Origin of the sequence: Streptosporangium sp. LJ11 (assembly GCF_051918945.1) — a bacterium.
Taxonomy (GTDB): Bacteria; Actinomycetota; Actinomycetes; order Streptosporangiales; family Streptosporangiaceae; genus Streptosporangium.
Window position 1 is genome coordinate 109228 of sequence record NZ_JBPXMB010000024.1, and the last position, 16013, is coordinate 125240.

Below are 16013 nucleotides of genomic sequence, written 5' to 3' on the forward strand. Positions count from 1 at the left end.
AGTACTTTCTCCTTTCCGTATCGTCAAGTACTTTCCAGGACTGGTCAGCCCGCGTCGAGACCGGTCAGGAAGGTGAGGGACTCCTCGGAGGGGCTGCCGGGCTCGGCCTGCAGGAGGAGGAGCCGCTGCCCGGAGGCATGGCCGACGTCGTAGGTGGCGCCGGTCACGTCCAGCTCGCCCACCATGGCGTGCCGGACGCCCCGGGGCGTGCAGGTCAGGTCATCGGCGTCCCGGCGGGCCCAGAGCCTGCGGAACTCCGCGCTTTTCAGCGACAGCTCGCCGACGAGCTCGGTGAGGTGGGGGTGCTCCGGGTCCGCGGCGGCCACCAGGTGCAGCGACGCGACCCGCGCCCTGGCCAGCCGCTCCCAGTCGAGGTAGAAGCTCTGCGCCGCGGGGTCGAGGAAGACCATGCGCAGTAGGTTGTCGCGGTAGTCCATGCCGTCGTACAGCACGTCACCCGGCCGGTTCGTCGCGAGCACGTCCAGGAAGCGCCCGCACACGAGCGCGGGGGTGGCCGGCCAGCTCCGGATCAGCGTGACGAGCCCGGGGCTGACCGTTTCCGTGGTGCCGCCACGCCGGATCGGGCGCCGCTGCGCCAGCTCGTACAGGTGCCGGGAGGCGTCCGGCCCAAGGGCGAGCACCCGGACCAGCGCGTCGAGCACCCGTCCCGACGGATCCCGCTCGCGCCCCTCTTCCAGCCGCGTGTAGAAGTCGATGCCGACACCGGCCAGCATCGCCACCTCCTCGCGGCTCAGCCCCGGCTCCGGCCGGGAAGCGGAGTCCGGCGGCCCCACCTGGCGAGGAGGGGCAGCCTCACGCCGTTCGCGAAGAAAGTCACCAAACAGAGGAATATCGTCCATAAAATCACCGTATTTCGGGAATATGAGGTCAGGGGGACCGGGTGACTACCACCCATCAAGTCCCCGCCGCCCCCGCCATCGCACCGGCGCCGCAGGGGAACGGTTCATCCCGTCCGGGCGGGCGGACAGGCGTCGCGCGCGGGAAGGCGCAGGACGAAGCGCGCGCCCCGCTCGCTGTCCTCGACGGTCAGCGTGCCTCCGTGGGCTTCGGCGATCTCCCTGGCGATCGCCAGCCCCAGCCCGGTCCCTCCCGCGTCCCGGTTGCGCGCGGCGTCCAACCGGGCGAAGCGGTCGAAGACCGTCTCCCGGTGTTCGGCGGGGATCCCGGCGCCGTCGTCGGCAACCTCCAGGATCACCGACGCCCCCTCGCCCCGAACGCTCACGGTGATCCGCGAGACGGCGTGGCGTTCGGCGTTGTCGAGCAGGTTGCCCAGCAGCCGGGTGATCCGCAGCCGATCGCACTCGACCCAGGCGCTCTCGGCCAGATCCTCGACGATCTTGTTTCGGTGCGTCCGGCGCTTCAGTTCCGCCTTGACCAGCCGGCGCAGATCGGTCGGATCGCAGCGCAGGAGCGGGCGCGCGTCCAAACGGGTCAGGGTCAGCAGGTCGGCCGCGGTCGCCTGGAGCAGGTCCACCCCGGCGAGCACGGCGTGGGTCATCTCGGGCCAGTCGGTGTCATGCGGGTGCAGCAGCGCCCCCTCCAGGTGGGTGCGCATGGCGGTGATGGGGGTGCGCAGCTCGTGGGAGGCGTCCGCCGTGAAACGCCGTAGCCGGGTGTAGGCGCTTTCGAGACGGTCCAGGGTGTCGTTCACGGTTTCCGCCAGGAGCCTGATCTCCTGGTAGTCCGCGGGGACCGGGACCCGCCGGTCGAGGGCGGTGAGGGTGATCTCGCCGAGTTCGGCCCGGATGGCGTTCACCGGGGCCATGGCCTTGGTGAGGTCGCGGAAGGACCACGCGGTCATCATGGTGGTCACGACCAGGGACGCGCCGACGACCAGCAGGAGGTCCGCGGTCGCGCCGTACCAGGGCACCTCCGGGGTCACCACGTAGAGCAGCCAGACCCCCTGCGGCTGGTAGACCTTGTAGGAGGTGACGGTCATACAGCCTTCCAGCCCCCGCGGCGGGCACAGCACCCGGGTGGTGCGCACGTTCCGGGCGTCGGCACGGAAGGTCGCGATCGGCGGCCTGCCCGCGAGTTCCGGGGTCGACGCGACCACCCGGCCATGGGCGTCCAGCACCTGGATCGCCTCGACCCCGCCCCTGGGCAGGACGGACGGGAGCGGGCCCTGCCGGATGAGGGGCACCACCAGGTTCCAGGCGTCCGTGACGCGAGCCTGGGTGAAATCCGCCTCCCTGCCGCCGGCGAACAGCAGGAAGAGCAGGCCGACGCCGACGCACACACACGCCGCGACGGCGGCGGTCGCCGCTGTCCGGCGGGCCCGGAACGACGGCAGACACCGGCTCAGCATGACGCTTCCCCGGAGGCCGGGCGCTCGTTCCCGGGGTCGGAGCGCCGCGCGGGAGGGCCGGAGGCGGGATCGCGTTCGCGGGCCTGCCGGCAGAGCACGGCGAGCGCGCGCGCCGAGGGGCTGCCGGGCGCGGCCTGGAGGGTGACCAGTTGCTGGCCGGGCGCCTCGGCGACGGAGAACATGTCGCAGTCGACCGTCAGCTCCCCGACAAGATCATGGCGGAAGCGCACGACATGGCTGATCCTGGTCTGCACGTCGTGCCGGGCCCACAGGCGGCGGAAGTCGTCGCTGCGATCGGACAGTTCGTCGACCAGCTCGGCCAGGCGGGGGTCGCCGAGGTCCCTGCCGACGGTGGCGCGCAGGTGGGCGACCGCGTTGTGCGCGGTGGACTCCCAGTCGGGGTAGAACGTCCGCGCGGCGGCGTCGAGGAAGATCGTGCCGAGTACGTTGTCGCCCGCCTTCAGCCCCGCGCGCAGCCCCTGCCGGTAGAAGGCCACGGCCAGCGGGTTGATGGCCAGCACGTCCATGCATCGGCTCATCACGAAGGCCGGTGCCCGCCAGGTGCGCATCAACCGGATCAAATGCGGGCCGACCCGTGCCGTGGCGTCGGCCGGCACGTGTGGCCCCCGGTGGACCGGCATGTCCGTGCGCGCCAACGCGTACAGGTGAGCCGTGGCGTCCGCGCCGAGGCCGAACACCTCCGCCAGGGCGCCGATCACCTGGTCGGACGGGTGGCGTTCGCGTCCCTGTTCCAGACGGATGTAGTAGTCGGTGCTGACGTCGGCCAGCATCGCGACCTCCTGCCGTCGCAGACCCGGGGTCCGGCGGAGCCCGGAGTCCGGCAGTCCGATCTGGGCGGGAGTGGTGATCGCGCGCCGGGCACGAAGGAACTCGCCGAGCAGGCTTTCACTGGCCATTGCAGAATCATATGTCCGATTTATCCAGTTTGACTGGGTGTGTCACTACCAGTCAATCCACCCCGGGAAGCGGCGCGGCGAGCGGGGCGGGCGCGCTCGACGAGGACGCCGGTCCGCTCGCATCACTCGTGACCCGGCTCTGATCAGGGCGGATGCATGGGAGTGCCACGGTCAGCCTGGGTGAGCAATCCCGATTTATGGTGACGGCATGAACAGCAGTAGGCATCTCAGTGACCTCCTCCGGGCCCGGACCGAGGCGCTCGTCCTCCTCCCGCCGGAGAGACCATGATCATCGCTCGACGTCCCCGATCCATCCGCGGGCGTTGCACCGCGTCCACGTCCCTGCTGGTGCTGATCGCCCTGACCACGCTCGGCGCGAGCGCCCGTCCGTCCGTCCGCCACGCCCTGGAGTCCGAGGCCCACACCCGGGGCGGGAAGGTGGCCGACCTGGGCATGCCGTGGCTGCTCCAGGAGTACGGGTTCGAATACCTCATGGCCGTCCTCGTCGTGGTCCTGACCGGCGGCACGGGCATGGCCACCTGGTGGGTGATCGGCCGCGCGCTGCGCCCCGTCCAGGCCATCCGCACCCATCTGGACGAGGTCACCGTGAACGATCTCGGTCGCCGCGTGCGAGTCCCGCCGGGAGACGACGAGATCGCCGAGCTGGCCCGTACCACCAACCACGCCCTCGCCCGCCTCGACGAGGCCCTCGCCCGGCAACGCCGCGTCGTCGCCACCACCTCCCGCGAGCTGCGTAACCCGATCACCAGGTTGCGCGCCGAACTCAAAAACGCCCTCGACCACCCCGAGGACACCGACTTCCACCACACCTTGCGTACGGCGCTGACCATCGCCGACCGCCTCGACACCATCGTCAACGGCCTGCTCTCCCAGGCCCGCACGGACGCCGCCCGCGGCACGAGTTCCCCGACCCCGCCGAGTTCCTCACCCGGAAAGGCGTCCGCCGGCGCGTCCTCGGACGCCTCACCCGCCTCGACGCCGCCCGTCGTCCCGACGGCGGCGGCGACCTCGGCGATCACCCGCGACGCCGCCCGCCGGCACCGCTGCGGCCTCACCCTTGAGGACTCCCCCGTCGGCGCCCGCCTCGTCTCGTGCATCCCGCGGCTTGGCGCTCCGGCCGCCTTCCCCCGCGAACCGGTACGCCCCGCCGTCGCCCCGAAGCAGTCCAGGGAAAGCCGGCCAGGCCGCACGGCGGAAGGTGACGGTCCTGAGGTAAAAAACTGCCACCGATCAGCACAGGAACGTCACACTAGGCCAATCGGACAATAACGACATATCATCATTAAATGGACAACGGCCCCCGCAACCTGCTCGGCGAGTTCCTGCGCGCCCGGCGCGAAGCCACCAGTCCGGCACAGGCGGGCTTCCTGCACTCCCCCTCCTCCCGCACCCCGGGACTGCGGCGCGAGGAGGTCGCCATGCTCGCCGGGGTCAGCGCCTCCTACTACATCCGGCTGGAGCAGGGACGGGAACGCAACCCCTCCCCCCAGGTGCTGAGCGCCCTGGCACGGGTGCTGCGCCTGGAGCCCGACGCCACCGGCTACCTCTACTCGCTCGCCCACCCCTGGGTCCGTCCCCGGGTCGAGACCGGCGCCGTGGAGCGGGTCAGCCCCAGCATGCTCCGGCTCGTCCAGCTCTGCCCGCAGGCTCCCGCGATGGTGATCGGCCGGCGCCTGGACATCCTGGCCGTCAATCCGATGATCAAGGCCCTGTACGAGGGTATGACCAACATCGACAACTGCCTGCGCATGATCTACCTCGATCCGCGAGCGGCCGATTTCTACCCCGACTGGGAGAAAGCCGCCCGCGCCAAGACGGCGCAGCTACGCTCCGCCGTGGCGGCCGACCCCGACGACCCGTACCTGCACGGGCTGGTGGAGGAGCTCACCGCCCGCAGCGAGGATTTCCGCCACATCTGGGCCCGCCACGAGGTGCAGACGCGCGGCAACGAGGCCAAGGAGTTGCGCCACCCGACGTTGGGCGACCTCACCCTTTCCTGGGAGGTGCTCTCCGTCAGTGGCACCGGCCAGAAATTCGTCGCCCTGGCCGCCGAGCCGGGAAGCGACTCCGAACGGGCCCTGAAAGAACTGGCCGGCATGGTCGCCCGGCAGACCTCCCACCGGCCCGCGACAGGTACCGTACGATCGCCGGACCGGCAGAAGACCCGGTTGTAGCGGGACGTTCGCGTCCACCCCGGACGGACCACCTCCGCGGACGCCGGGTTCCCTGCCCTCGTCCGCGCGCCTTCACCCGCGGCCTCGACCAGAACCGCGATGCCGGTGGCATGTCCTCAGGGACCGAAGCTCCAGACGTTGCCGACGGGGCGCCCGCCGCGCCGCAGCACGGTGCCGAGGAGGTCGGTGAGGTCCTCGTCCACGCGGGCGAGGAGCTCGTCGCCGAAGACGCGCAGGGAGGATTCCCGCCAGTTGCCGAACGTGCCCATCCGCAGGTCCTCGGTGACTTGGATGACGTGTTCGTCGACGAGGTACGTGTAGCTCGCCCAGTGGGGCTGCCCTGGCCCGCCGACACGGGCCGGGTCGATACGGGAGCCGCTGACGCACCACTTGAGGCGGTAGAGCCGGTCACCGGGCCGTGCGCCGGCGCGCAGTCCACGCGCGACGATCGCCTCCACCTCGGCGAGCAGCAGGTCGTTCTGACGCTCAACGGCGTCGAGATGCCAGGTGGCGGAGGCCGGGGGTTCGGCGATTCCCCGGTCGGCCGTCTCGTAGGTCACGTCGAACCGGGTCTCGAACCGCTTCCAGATCTCGTCATGCTCGGGACCGGACAGGAGTTGCTTCGCGGGACGCTCCCGAGCCGGCTCACCGGCGGGCACCCAGCGGTAGGTGCTCACCCGCGCGATCTCGTGGAAGCCCGCCGCGACGTGGGCGGGAACCAGGGCGTCGGGCGCCTCGGCGACGAGATGACGCGGCGTACGAGGTGAAAGCGCGGGCGGGATGTAGTGCCGTTCCGCCCAGGCACCCGCGGCGTGGAACAGTTCGGGGCGGGGGCCGGTGATCCCGCCGATCGCCGCGAAGTCGGTGCCGTCCACTCGTTCGACCCAGAGCGCGTCCAGGATCCGCCCGTCGTGCACCATCGCCAGGATCTTCATCTCCGATTCAGCCCTGCGGGCCGTCCCGTCTGCCTCCAGCTCCGCCAGTGGCCTTCGCTGCTCGGGCGCGGCCGCGGCCATGCGGCGCAGCCGCTCCTCTTCCCCGTCAAGCGGCTGTATGCGTATGCCAGGTCGCAGGGCTTCGGGTGACGGGATGCCGTCGATGTCGGCCGCCAGGAGAGCGCGCTCCGGCCCCGGGACGAACCCCGCGGCTCGCAGCGACTCGGCGAGCGGTGGTGCGTCGTGGGAGTGGACCTTCCACTCGATCGGTTCACGGCGTGCGGCGAAGACCTCCTGTTGCCGGCGGATCAGTCCCGCCAGGTCACCGCGGGCCAGAGCAGCGTGATCGACGGTCCCGTGGGTGCCGTAGTGGGTTCGCACCAGCGGTCCGTCCCGCTCGACCACGGTCCCCCATGGCAGGTCCCGCGGTACCAACCCCCGCAGCTGGCTCTCGTACGCGGCCAGCAGCTTCTCAGCCACTCCGGTCACGCCGTCCACCTCCCGGTCGATCCCGACCCGGCCTTATGCCGGAGGGCTTGATCACTCCAACTGACGCGCATCCACGTTCACACGGCCGCCGTCAGATCGTCGGCGGGCCATCACGGTTGGCTGGCGATGAGCGACCCCCTGTCAAGACAGGAGTCTCCACGCCTGACCGTGCGCGCCGACCCCGCTCCCCGATCGATCGGACGCCGTCGTCCACGTGCCCGGAACAACCCGAGCGTGTGCAAATCCTGTCACCCGCAACGGGCACGGGCGGCTTCTTCGCAGATCTGCCCGCCACCGACGCCATCACCATGGTGATCACCCATCTGCGCCCGGCCGGATGGACTTCCTCACGGCGGTGAATCACGTCGCCGAGGTGGCGGCGGTCCTGCCCCGACCCGGGTCCGCCGACCCTCTCACTCTGAGAGCCGTCGCCGCGTCCTACCGCCGCGACATCCTGGAGCGCGGCCGGTTCGCCGATCCCGCCTGGCCGGCCGCCTCTGTCGAGGACCGGGCCGCGGGCCGGCGGGCGAGCCGGTGCGGCCCGGCCGCCGGGGTGACGTAGCCGAGCACGGTGCCGCCGTGCGTGGGGGTTCGCGGGTAGGTCTGCACGCCGTTCGTCTCCGACCGGTTCTCCGCCTGGACGGTCGTGTCGCCCCCGGTCGCGCCGAGTTCCTCGATCCTGATGTTGCGGAAAGACATGTCGTCCCCGGCGCCGTGGTTCTGGATGCCCATGTACCCCTGCTGGAGCGGGCGCGCGGGGTCGGTGTTCCACTGCCCCGGCGGGTTGAGCTAGGCGTCCCCCGGACAAAAAACTCACTAAATGCCATATTTACCATCAAAACCGGCTTGCAGGATTATGCGGAACGGCCGGGCCCGCAAGGAGCGGAGCGTCCTACGCCGCCCGTGACAGCGACCACCAGCTACCGGGGAGTCACATGATCTCGAACGAGACACCGCTGCTGCCGGACGCGGTCCGGGCCTACCCGTTCTCCTGGGGCTCGGGCTTCGTCTGGCCACCGGAGACAGAGGAGCGCGAGGAGAACCTGGCCTACGCGCGGGCCGTGCTCGAAGCGTGCCTGCCCCGGACCGTGCTCGCCTCGCCCGAGCCCCCGGAGGAGCCGGCCGTCTGGGAACGCGAGGACGACGAGTACCCCGAGTGGACCGGGATCCGGGCCGTCCTGCGCGGACACATGCCCTACGCCCGGCACGTCACCGCCGGGCGCATGGCCGGCGCCAGGGCCGAGTGCGCCCGCCTCGGCGTCGACACCACGGACTTCGAGGAGATCTGGACCCGGCGCATCACCGCCTGGATCGCCGAGCAGACCCTGATCTGGTGCGGCCTCATGGTCGATGACGAAAAGGCGCTCACGCCCTGGCTCATGGACCTCGCGGAGCTGTACGCGCGGCGGGGAACGGCCGTCGAGAAGGCCGTGTGGGCACTCCGCCACACCAGGGCCGTACCCGAGAGCCGTGCGGCTCTGACGCGGCTGGCCGCGTGCGAGGAACTGCCGGACGAGATCCGTGCGCGGATCGCGGACGAACTCCGCTCACGCCCCGGCCACCGGTCCCCGCCGTCCCCCCGCCCGTGAGGGCGGCGGGGTTCAGCGCCGGCCGGAGCGGGGCGGGCGTCCGCTCCCCCGCGTCACGTATCCCCGCCCACCTCGCCCGGCCTGCTCCTGCTCACGCCGCCTGCGCCGCCGCCCCAGGAACCAGCCCGCCCCCAGGATCGCCAGCCCGAACGGCGTACGGGCCAGCCAGCGTGCCACCACGACCTTGAAGAACTTTTTCATGAGATTGTTCCTGCCCCGCGGCGGTCCGGTTAGGCACACTTGCGTCGAGGCCGGGCGCGGCCCCTCGGGACGCTCACCGCCGAGACGCCCGGCGCCGGGCAGGACGGAACCCGGGGAGCCTCCCGCCCGTTTTCGAACCGGGGCCCTCATCACCGGCGCGGACGGGAGCCTGCGGCATGAAGGACACGGAGGAGAGGAACGGCTGCGGCGCGGGCTGCCTGGTGATCCTGATCGTGGCCCTGCTGCCGCCGGCACTGCTGCTGGCGACGCTCCTCGGGGTGACGACCTTCGACGGCGCCCTGCTGGAGATACGTGCCGCCAAACGCGAGGGCACCATGGGCGTCTTCACCGCCGAGGAGGTGAGGTGCCAGGGCCGCGGCCCCTGCCGCTGGTGGGGCTCCTACCTTCCCGACGACGGCCTGTCGGGCCGACAGGAGGTGTGGATCCACGGCTACGAGACGCACGAGCGGGAGCTGTCCGTGGGGGACGGGGTACCGGCCCTGGACGCGGGTCACGAGTTCAAGGTGCACAGACCGGGCTACTTCGACCCCCTCGGCCCGCTGCTCCTCGGCACGTCCGCCCTCCTCCTGCTGCTCGGTCCCGGCTATCTGGTACGGCGCGCGCTCTGGAGACGCCGGCCGTCCGCCTCGCCTCCGGCGTGAACGAGTCCGGTGACGCCGCCGGGCCCTTCAGGCTCCGGCCATGCTCACCGTCGCCTCGATCCCGTCCAGGAGGATGGCGAGCCCGGCGGCGAAGGTGTCCCTCCCCTCCTGTTCCATGTAGGGGACGGTCTCGTCCTGGGGCTCGTAGGCGCCCTCACCGGCGAGCCAGGCCGTCGTCGGGAAACGCTCGGCGAAGTCGGGCGCGACCTCCGTCAGCAGGGCCGAGCGGGCGTACCACCACTCCTCGTCCGACATTCCGGTCGCCGCCGGGGCCTGCCTCGACTCCGCGACCGTCTGCGCCGCCCCGCGCACGAAGTAGAAAAGCGTCCCGACGACGTACCGCAGCGTCCCGGCCTTCAGCCCGGTCTCGCGGAGGATCCGCAGCGCCTCCTCGATCATGACGTACTCGTTGGGGCCCAGCACGGGGCGCGCCTGCGACACCTGCAGCACCCACGGATGCCGTACGTAGAACTCCCAGGTCTCCCGCGCCCAGGAGGTCACGGCCGCCCGCCAGCCGCCCGCCAGGTCGTGGCGGGTGGACAGCTCGGCGAGGGCCCGGTCGTACATCAGGTCGACCAGCTCGCTCTTGCTGGGGACGTAGGTGTAGAGGGCCATGGCCGTGCGCCCGAGCCGCTCGCCCACCGCGCGCATGGAGAGCGCGGCCATCCCCTCCGCGTCGGCGACGGCGATGGCCGCGTCCACGATCAGGTCCACGCTCAGGGCGGGCTTGGGCCCGGGACGCGCCTCTCCCCGCCCCGTGGTGCGCCACAGCAGCGCCATCGAACGGCGCGCGTCGCCCTGTCCGGCGAAGACGACCACTTGCAACTCCTTACGGCACAAACTAACTTGGCCGGGCCAACTCTTTACAGCATAAGGATATCAAGTGAGAAGGTTCGTGTTCCCATCCGCCCCACCGGCCGGTGATCGCGGCCCGCGGCATGGCCAGGCCGTCGCGGACAGCCACGACGTGATCGAGGTACGCGGCGCCAGGGAGAACAACCTGGCCGACATCTCGCTGGACATTCCCAAGCGGCGGCTCACCGTCTTCACCGGGGTCTCCGGCTCGGGGAAGTCCTCCCTCGTCTTCGGCACCATCGCGGCGGAGTCACAGCGCCTGATCAACGAGACCTACACGGCCTTCGTCCAGTCGTTCATGCCGAGCCAGGGACGTCCCGACGTCGACGCCCTGCGCAACCTGAGCGCGGCGATCGTCGTCGACCAGGAGCGGATGGGCGCCAACTCCCGCTCCACGGTCGGCACGGCGACCGACGCGCAGACGATGCTGCGGATCGTCTTCAGCCGGATCGGCACCCCCCACGTCGGCACCTCGACCGCCTTCAGCTTCAACAGCGCCGAGGGCATGTGCCCGGAGTGCGAGGGGCTCGGCCGGGTGTCGGACATCGACGTCTCCCAGCTCGTCGACGTCGACCGCTCGCTCAACGAGGGCGCGATCACCATCCCGAACTTCACCGTGGACTCGTGGTACTGGCAGGGCCTGGCCCACGCCGGATTCTTCGACCCCGACGCCAAGCTGAGGGACTACACCCCGTCCCAGTGGGAGGACTTCCTCCACAAGCCCGCCACCAAAATCAAAATCGGCACGATGAACACCACCTACGAGGGGCTCCTGGTCAAGGTACGGCGGCTCTATCTCGCCAAGGACCGGGAGTCGCTGCAGCCCCACATCCGGGCGTTCGTGGACCGGGCCGTGACGTTCACGAGCTGCCGCGCGTGCGGCGGCAGCAGGCTCAACTCCGCCGCGCTGGCCTCGAAGATCGACGGCCGCAACATCGCCGACTGCGCGGCCATGCAGATCAGCGACCTGGCCGAGTTCGTCCGGGGCATCGAGGACCCGTCGGTGGGACCGCTGGTCTCCACCCTGCGCAACACGCTGGAGTCGCTGGTCGAGATCGGCCTGGGCTACCTGAGCCTGGACCGCGAGTCCTCCAGCCTGTCCGGGGGCGAGGCCCAGCGGGTGAAGATGGTCCGCCACCTCGGCTCCAGCCTGACCGACGTCACCTACGTCTTCGACGAGCCCACGGTGGGGCTGCACCCGCACGACATCGAGCGGATGAACAACCTGCTGCTGCTCCTGCGCGACAAGGGAAACACGGTCCTGGTCGTCGAGCACAAGCCGGAGACGATCGAGATCGCCGACCACGTGGTCGACCTGGGCCCGGGGGCGGGTTCGTCCGGCGGGCGGGTGTGCTTCACCGGTGACGTGGCCGGGCTCCGGCGCTCGGACTCCCTGACGGGCCGCCACCTGGACCACCGGGCCCGGCTGCGCGAGAAGGTACGGCCGGCTCGCGGGCAGCTGTCGATCACGGGCGCCACCCTGCACAACCTCAAGGACGTGAACGTCGACATCCCGCTGGGCGTGCTCACCGTCGTCACCGGCGTCGCCGGGTCCGGCAAGAGCTCGCTGATCCACGGCTCGCTCCCCCGCAGGGAGGGCGTCGCCGTGGTCGACCAGACCGCGATCCGCGGGTCCCGCCGCAGCAACCCGGCCACCTACACCGGGCTGCTCGACCCGATCCGCACCGCCTTCGCCAAGGCCAACGGGGTCAGGGCGGCCCTGTTCAGCGCGAACTCCGAGGGCGCCTGCCCCAACTGCAAGGGCATCGGCCTGGTCTACACCGACCTCGCCATGATGGCCGGGGTGGCGTCGGTGTGCGAGCAGTGCGAGGGCAGGCGGTTCACGCCCGAGGTGCTCACCCACAAGCTGCGCGGCAAGGACATCAGCGAGGTGCTGGGCATGTCGGTGACCGAGGCCCGCGGCTTCTTCGGTCCGGGTACGGGTTCTGCGGACGCGGCCTCGAAGGCGAGCTTCGGCGCGGCGCGGGCCGTCCTCGACCGGCTCGCCGACGTGGGCCTGGGTTACCTCGGCCTGGGCCAGCCGCTCACCACCCTGTCCGGGGGCGAGCGGCAGCGGCTCAAGCTGGCCATCCGGATGGCGGAGAAGGCCACGACGTACGTGCTCGACGAGCCGACCACCGGCCTGCATCTCGCCGACGTGGACCAGCTCCTGGCCCTGCTGGACCGGATCGTCGACGACGGCAACACGGTGATCGTCATCGAGCACCACCAGGCCGTGATGGCCCACGCCGACTGGATCATCGACCTCGGCCCCGGAGCCGGACACGACGGCGGCCGGATCGTCTTCACCGGCACCCCCGCCGACCTCGTCTCGGAAGGAAACTCCCTCACCGCCCGGCACCTGCGCGCCTACCTGGGAAAGAACGCCGACCGGCAGGACCTCACCGGAGCAGGGGACACCATGGCGAACGTCTGAGCCCGAAGCGGCCGAACGGTGACGCTCGTGGCGAGCACCCGCAAACGGGTGAGAGCCCCCAACGCGACGGGGACTCTCACCTCAGGCGATCACCGGGCGGGATCGGCGGACCTCAGATGTCGAACTCGCCGCCCTTGACGGCGCCCTGGCCGCCGGCTTCGCCATCGGCACCACCACGGCCCGGCGCTACATCCGCGAAAGCGTCGATCTTCTGGCCACTCTGGCCGGCTCGTGCGGGCGATCCTCGTCCTGCAACTCGCCGAAGAGGTCCGCTACCCGGGATGAAAAGGCTCACTTCGACGAGTACGGCGGGTCGCCCGCGCACGCCTCCGAAAAGCGCGTTCGATCGGAAGCGTTCGATCAGGCGCGAAAATCGGCCGGTGACACCGTCACATCGCCCGTTTCTGCGACCCGGTAGTGGGGTCATGCGGTCACCGTAGCCGATCATGGCTTAGTGGTGAACGTTCGATTCGCCAGAACCCGGAGTCCGGTTCAACGTGACAGTTCGATGCCGAGCCTCCTTTAATCTTTTAATCTTTGTATGGAGCAAGTAAGCCGTCGGGAGGCCGCCGAGCTGATCGAGGCTGATGAGAATGAAACTTTCAGCGCCACGCCGGATTTCTGTGCACTGCGTCTCCCCATATTCCCTGGTCGCCACAAGAACGGCGCGACCGATGATACGTAAGACGCTTTTGGGGCCGGCCCTAAAATCGCCGTGCTGGACGGTTCAAGACCCGCTATATAACCTCCGGGTGTTCCCGCACTTTTTAATGATGAGGTGTGAATTGACCGAACGCTCGTGGGGACGTCGCCTGACGACGTCGATCACACTCGCCGTCACGGCATTGGCCGCGACCTTCCTGCCCGTCACCCCCGCCCACGCCGCGTACGGCCCGGATCAGCAGGTCTACGTGCAGGTGACCGCCAACGACGGATCCGGGATGCAGCTGGCCCGCCTGGAAGGGACCGTCGCGTTCGACGATTCCAACACGAAGTACCGCTACTCGCTGAACCTTTGCTGGCAGAGCGGCGCCTACCCCCAGCCGTCCTTCCTCATCAAGGTGAACGGCTCGACCACGAACTACCCGGTCTGGACCGGTTCCACCTCGGCTACCGGGTGCCAGCAGGTGTCCCTGTACAGCGCCGAGGTCGATCTCGGCAGCGCCGTCCACAACCTCCGCTTCGACGTGACCGCCGGCTGGTTCAGCAGCAGCAACGGGTATCAGTACATGATGCGCACCAAGAGCAGTGGCACCTACGACAATCCCTTCAACTGAGCCGGCGCCGCCGCGACCGCCATGGAGACCGACGAGCGGACGGCGTGGCCGGCAACGGCGGAAGATGGGGACGCAGCACTCGTTCCGGCTGACCGATGAGCCTTTCCGACCTCCCATGTCACAAACAGCGCTCTCTGCCACTCCGGCCACGGCGTGCCGGCCTCCGGCACGCGTAGGTGTCAGTGCCCGGCTGCGAGCGCGTCCTGGCGCGGTTCGAGCCTGACGTCGACCCGGCAGTTGCGGGATCGTCAATCGGTCCGGTTGCGGAGGCTCCGCGCCAGGGTGGGGATCATCACCGCCGCAGGGACGAGGTGCAGCCCGAGGAGGGTGGTGACGGTGGCGGTGTTCGCCCCGCAGAGGAGGGGCGGGACCAGCGAGATCGCGGTCAGAGACACCGCCGTCCACACGAATCGCTCGGCGGGGCGAGCGCTCCAACGGAGAAGAGCGACGGCGATGACGATGCCCACGACCGAGAAGAAGCCGGTCACCACGGCGACCCCGGGCAACGGGATCGTCTCGCCGCCGTCGGGGACCTCGAAGTCGACGCCGGCGGCCTGGGCAAGCGCGGCGGCAAGGGTGGTGGCCGCCATCGCCGCGAGCGTGGCGACGAAGCCGGTGCCGGCGAGCCCGCGGAGCCGGTGGGCGCGGCTGGTCCGGCCCGATGCCGGGCCTGCGACGATCCCGGTGTCATTCATGCTGTTCATTTCCTCCTCCATCATTCGGTGACCGGCGTAGGGGTGTGGTGACTGGCAGGTGACGGTCCTGGCCCCGGGGGTGAGGATGCGTACCCTCGCCGTGCGACGGCCGGGGTTCCGCAGGGCGCGGACGCCGGTGCCGCGGAGCCAGAACCCGGCGTCGCGTCCGAGGACCGGCCCGGGCTCGCCGTCGCGCAGCTCCAGCTGCACCCGCCCGCGGGTGACGACGCCGAACGCGTCGCACCACTCGGCCGCGACCACCGCGACACGCGTGCCACCTCGCAGTGCGAGCGTCCGCACCGGGACTACTCCGTGCCGTCCGCCGGCAGGCGCTCCGGCAGCCCGAGCCGCGGGAACCGGTCCTCGTGGAACGTGACGATCTCGGTGATCGCCCCGCCGGTGACGCGCAGGACGTCGATCGTCAGCGGCAGGTACGCACCCTCCAGCTTCCGCCAGAGGTAGAAGGCGACGGCGGGCTGCCGGTTCACGGAGGTGAGGACGGCGCGCAGGTGCTTCATGCTCTCGAAGCCGCTCTCGACCCAGTCGTTCACCACCGTGTCGCGGCCTACGTACAGGCCCGGCGTGGGCGGCATCGAGCAGCGGACGTCGTCGCGCAGCAGCGCGGCGAGCCCGGCGACGTCCGTGGCCACGCTGGCGTCGGTATAGCGGCGTACCAGCTCGCGCGTCCTGGCGTCCTCCTCGCCGCCGGTCCAGTCCTGCCGCTCGGCGGGCAGGTGCTCCCGCATGCCGGCGCGGGCCCGCTGCAGCGCGCTGTTCACGGAGTTGACGGAGTCCCCGAGAAGCTCCGCGACGTCCTTCGCCGGCCAGCCGAGCACGTCCCGCAGGATCAGCACGGCCCGCGGGCGCGGCGCGAGGTGCTGGACCGCGACCAGGTACGCCAGCTCGATCGTCTCCCGCGCGACGGCGACGGTCTCCGGCTCGTCCGCGTCGCCCGCGGGCAGCTCGTCGAGCAGCCGGTCCGGGTAGGGCTGCAGCCACAGCACCTCGCCGCCGGTCGCAGGCTCCGGGCGGCACTTGGCGAGCAGGTCCAGGCAGGCGTTGGTGGCGATCCGGTACAGCCAGGCCCGGAACGTCGACCGCCCCTCGAAGGTCTCCCGCCGCCGCCAGGCACGGAGGAACGTCTCCTGCACGGTGTCCTCGGCGTCCTCGAACGACCCGAGCATCCGGTAGCAGTGCACGTGCAGCTCCCGCCGGTGCCGCTCCGCCAGCCCCGAGAACGCCGGCTCGTCGACCTCGTCCAGACCGCTCACGCCCAGCTCCTCCAGCCGCGTGTCCGCACTCATCTCGTCATCCTTCCGCCTTGTCGTGTCCCGTCGTAGGTGTGACGGGTACGGGCGCGACAACTCATCACCGGAGTCGGCCGGCATGGCCGATCCGGTGGCGGAGCACGACGCGCGGTACGGCGAGGAGG

At 70.6% G+C, this 16013-nt stretch carries 15 protein-coding genes and 1 pseudogene; 7 read left to right on the plus strand and 9 right to left on the minus strand.

From position 1 onward, the window contains the following. Positions 1 to 44: 44 nt before the first annotated feature. The 3 genes from ACTOQ3_RS31580 to ACTOQ3_RS31590 all read right to left on the minus strand — a co-directional run bounded on the left by ACTOQ3_RS31580 (position 45) and on the right by ACTOQ3_RS31590 (position 3246). The gene (locus tag ACTOQ3_RS31580) at positions 45 to 860 is read right to left on the minus strand and encodes a helix-turn-helix transcriptional regulator (protein WP_440087085.1); all 816 of its coding nucleotides are present in this window, start codon (positions 858 to 860) and stop codon (positions 45 to 47) included. Positions 861 to 964: 104 nt separating this feature from the next. Continuing rightward, on the minus strand, positions 965 to 2329 hold the full coding sequence (locus tag ACTOQ3_RS31585) for a sensor histidine kinase (RefSeq protein WP_440087086.1): 1365 nt from the start codon (positions 2327 to 2329) through the stop codon (positions 965 to 967). Continuing rightward, entirely contained in the window at positions 2323 to 3246 is a 924-nt protein-coding gene (locus ACTOQ3_RS31590) for a helix-turn-helix transcriptional regulator (RefSeq protein WP_440087087.1), read from the minus strand. Before ACTOQ3_RS31590 ends, ACTOQ3_RS31585 begins: the two co-directional genes overlap by 7 nt. A gap of 285 nt (positions 3247 to 3531) precedes the next feature. Between ACTOQ3_RS31590 and ACTOQ3_RS31595 the strand changes: the two genes are divergently transcribed. Continuing rightward, entirely contained in the window at positions 3532 to 4536 is a 1005-nt protein-coding gene (locus tag ACTOQ3_RS31595) for a sensor histidine kinase (RefSeq protein ID WP_440087088.1), read from the plus strand. Positions 4537 to 4553: 17 nt separating this feature from the next. Continuing rightward, entirely contained in the window at positions 4554 to 5441 is an 888-nt protein-coding gene (locus ACTOQ3_RS31600) for a helix-turn-helix domain-containing protein (RefSeq protein ID WP_440087089.1), read from the plus strand. Positions 5442 to 5557: 116 nt separating this feature from the next. Here the strand turns inward: ACTOQ3_RS31600 and ACTOQ3_RS31605 are convergent, their stop codons facing one another. Then, complete coding sequence (locus tag ACTOQ3_RS31605) at positions 5558 to 6865, minus strand: DUF2716 domain-containing protein (RefSeq protein WP_440087090.1); 1308 nt, start codon at positions 6863 to 6865, stop codon at positions 5558 to 5560. Positions 6866 to 7303: 438 nt separating this feature from the next. Further along, on the minus strand, positions 7304 to 7597 hold the full coding sequence (locus ACTOQ3_RS31610) for a hypothetical protein (RefSeq protein ID WP_440087091.1): 294 nt from the start codon (positions 7595 to 7597) through the stop codon (positions 7304 to 7306). A 203-nt stretch (positions 7598 to 7800) separates the two neighbouring features. Here ACTOQ3_RS31610 and ACTOQ3_RS31615 point away from each other — a divergent pair, with 203 nt between their 5' ends. Next, complete coding sequence (locus tag ACTOQ3_RS31615; protein ID WP_440087092.1) at positions 7801 to 8454, plus strand: hypothetical protein; 654 nt, start codon at positions 7801 to 7803, stop codon at positions 8452 to 8454. A 12-nt stretch (positions 8455 to 8466) separates the two neighbouring features. Here the strand turns inward: ACTOQ3_RS31615 and ACTOQ3_RS31620 are convergent, their stop codons facing one another. Next, a complete protein-coding gene (locus tag ACTOQ3_RS31620; protein ID WP_440087093.1) occupies positions 8467 to 8655 on the minus strand; it encodes a DUF6203 family protein in 189 nt (62 codons plus the stop codon). A gap of 176 nt (positions 8656 to 8831) precedes the next feature. Here ACTOQ3_RS31620 and ACTOQ3_RS31625 point away from each other — a divergent pair, with 176 nt between their 5' ends. Continuing rightward, positions 8832 to 9317, plus strand: coding sequence for a hypothetical protein (locus ACTOQ3_RS31625; protein ID WP_440087094.1), 486 nt, complete (start codon positions 8832 to 8834; stop codon positions 9315 to 9317). Between the two features lie 27 nt (positions 9318 to 9344). Here the strand turns inward: ACTOQ3_RS31625 and ACTOQ3_RS31630 are convergent, their stop codons facing one another. After that, positions 9345 to 10136 carry a TetR/AcrR family transcriptional regulator gene (locus ACTOQ3_RS31630; RefSeq protein ID WP_440087095.1) on the minus strand — a complete coding sequence of 264 codons (792 nt, stop codon included), beginning with the start codon at positions 10134 to 10136 and terminating at the stop codon, positions 9345 to 9347. A 76-nt stretch (positions 10137 to 10212) separates the two neighbouring features. Between ACTOQ3_RS31630 and ACTOQ3_RS31635 the strand changes: the two genes are divergently transcribed. The 3 genes and pseudogenes from ACTOQ3_RS31635 (at position 10213) to ACTOQ3_RS31645 (ending at position 13886) form a co-directional block, all read left to right on the plus strand. After that, on the plus strand, positions 10213 to 12609 hold the full coding sequence (locus tag ACTOQ3_RS31635; RefSeq protein ID WP_440087148.1) for an ATP-binding cassette domain-containing protein: 2397 nt from the start codon (positions 10213 to 10215) through the stop codon (positions 12607 to 12609). Positions 12610 to 12754: 145 nt separating this feature from the next. Further along, positions 12755 to 12835, plus strand: a pseudogene (locus ACTOQ3_RS31640) (IS5/IS1182 family transposase); the annotation flags it as partial. Between the two features lie 559 nt (positions 12836 to 13394). Continuing rightward, a complete protein-coding gene (locus tag ACTOQ3_RS31645) occupies positions 13395 to 13886 on the plus strand; it encodes a hypothetical protein (protein WP_440087096.1) in 492 nt (163 codons plus the stop codon). Positions 13887 to 14134: 248 nt separating this feature from the next. Here ACTOQ3_RS31645 and ACTOQ3_RS31650 read toward each other — a convergent pair whose 3' ends face one another. After that, complete coding sequence (locus ACTOQ3_RS31650; protein WP_440087097.1) at positions 14135 to 14881, minus strand: DUF6069 family protein; 747 nt, start codon at positions 14879 to 14881, stop codon at positions 14135 to 14137. Between the two features lie 5 nt (positions 14882 to 14886). Next, positions 14887 to 15885 (minus strand): RNA polymerase subunit sigma-70, encoded by a 999-nt coding sequence (locus ACTOQ3_RS31655; protein ID WP_440087098.1) that lies wholly within the window; start codon positions 15883 to 15885, stop codon positions 14887 to 14889. Positions 15886 to 16013: the final 128 nt, after the last annotated feature.

Coding starts and splice junctions, on each gene's coding strand:
- ACTOQ3_RS31580 (WP_440087085.1), bottom strand. CDS start 860: ATGGACGATATTCCTCTGTTTGGTGACTTTCTTCGCGAACGGCGTGAG.
- ACTOQ3_RS31585 (WP_440087086.1), bottom strand. CDS start 2,329: ATGCTGAGCCGGTGTCTGCCGTCGTTCCGGGCCCGCCGGACAGCGGCG.
- ACTOQ3_RS31590 (WP_440087087.1), bottom strand. CDS start 3,246: ATGGCCAGTGAAAGCCTGCTCGGCGAGTTCCTTCGTGCCCGGCGCGCG.
- ACTOQ3_RS31595 (WP_440087088.1), top strand. CDS start 3,532: ATGATCATCGCTCGACGTCCCCGATCCATCCGCGGGCGTTGCACCGCG.
- ACTOQ3_RS31600 (WP_440087089.1), top strand. CDS start 4,554: ATGGACAACGGCCCCCGCAACCTGCTCGGCGAGTTCCTGCGCGCCCGG.
- ACTOQ3_RS31610 (WP_440087091.1), bottom strand. CDS start 7,597: ATGGGCATCCAGAACCACGGCGCCGGGGACGACATGTCTTTCCGCAAC.
- ACTOQ3_RS31615 (WP_440087092.1), top strand. CDS start 7,801: ATGATCTCGAACGAGACACCGCTGCTGCCGGACGCGGTCCGGGCCTAC.
- ACTOQ3_RS31620 (WP_440087093.1), bottom strand. CDS start 8,655: ATGAAAAAGTTCTTCAAGGTCGTGGTGGCACGCTGGCTGGCCCGTACG.
- ACTOQ3_RS31625 (WP_440087094.1), top strand. CDS start 8,832: ATGAAGGACACGGAGGAGAGGAACGGCTGCGGCGCGGGCTGCCTGGTG.
- ACTOQ3_RS31655 (WP_440087098.1), bottom strand. CDS start 15,885: ATGAGTGCGGACACGCGGCTGGAGGAGCTGGGCGTGAGCGGTCTGGAC.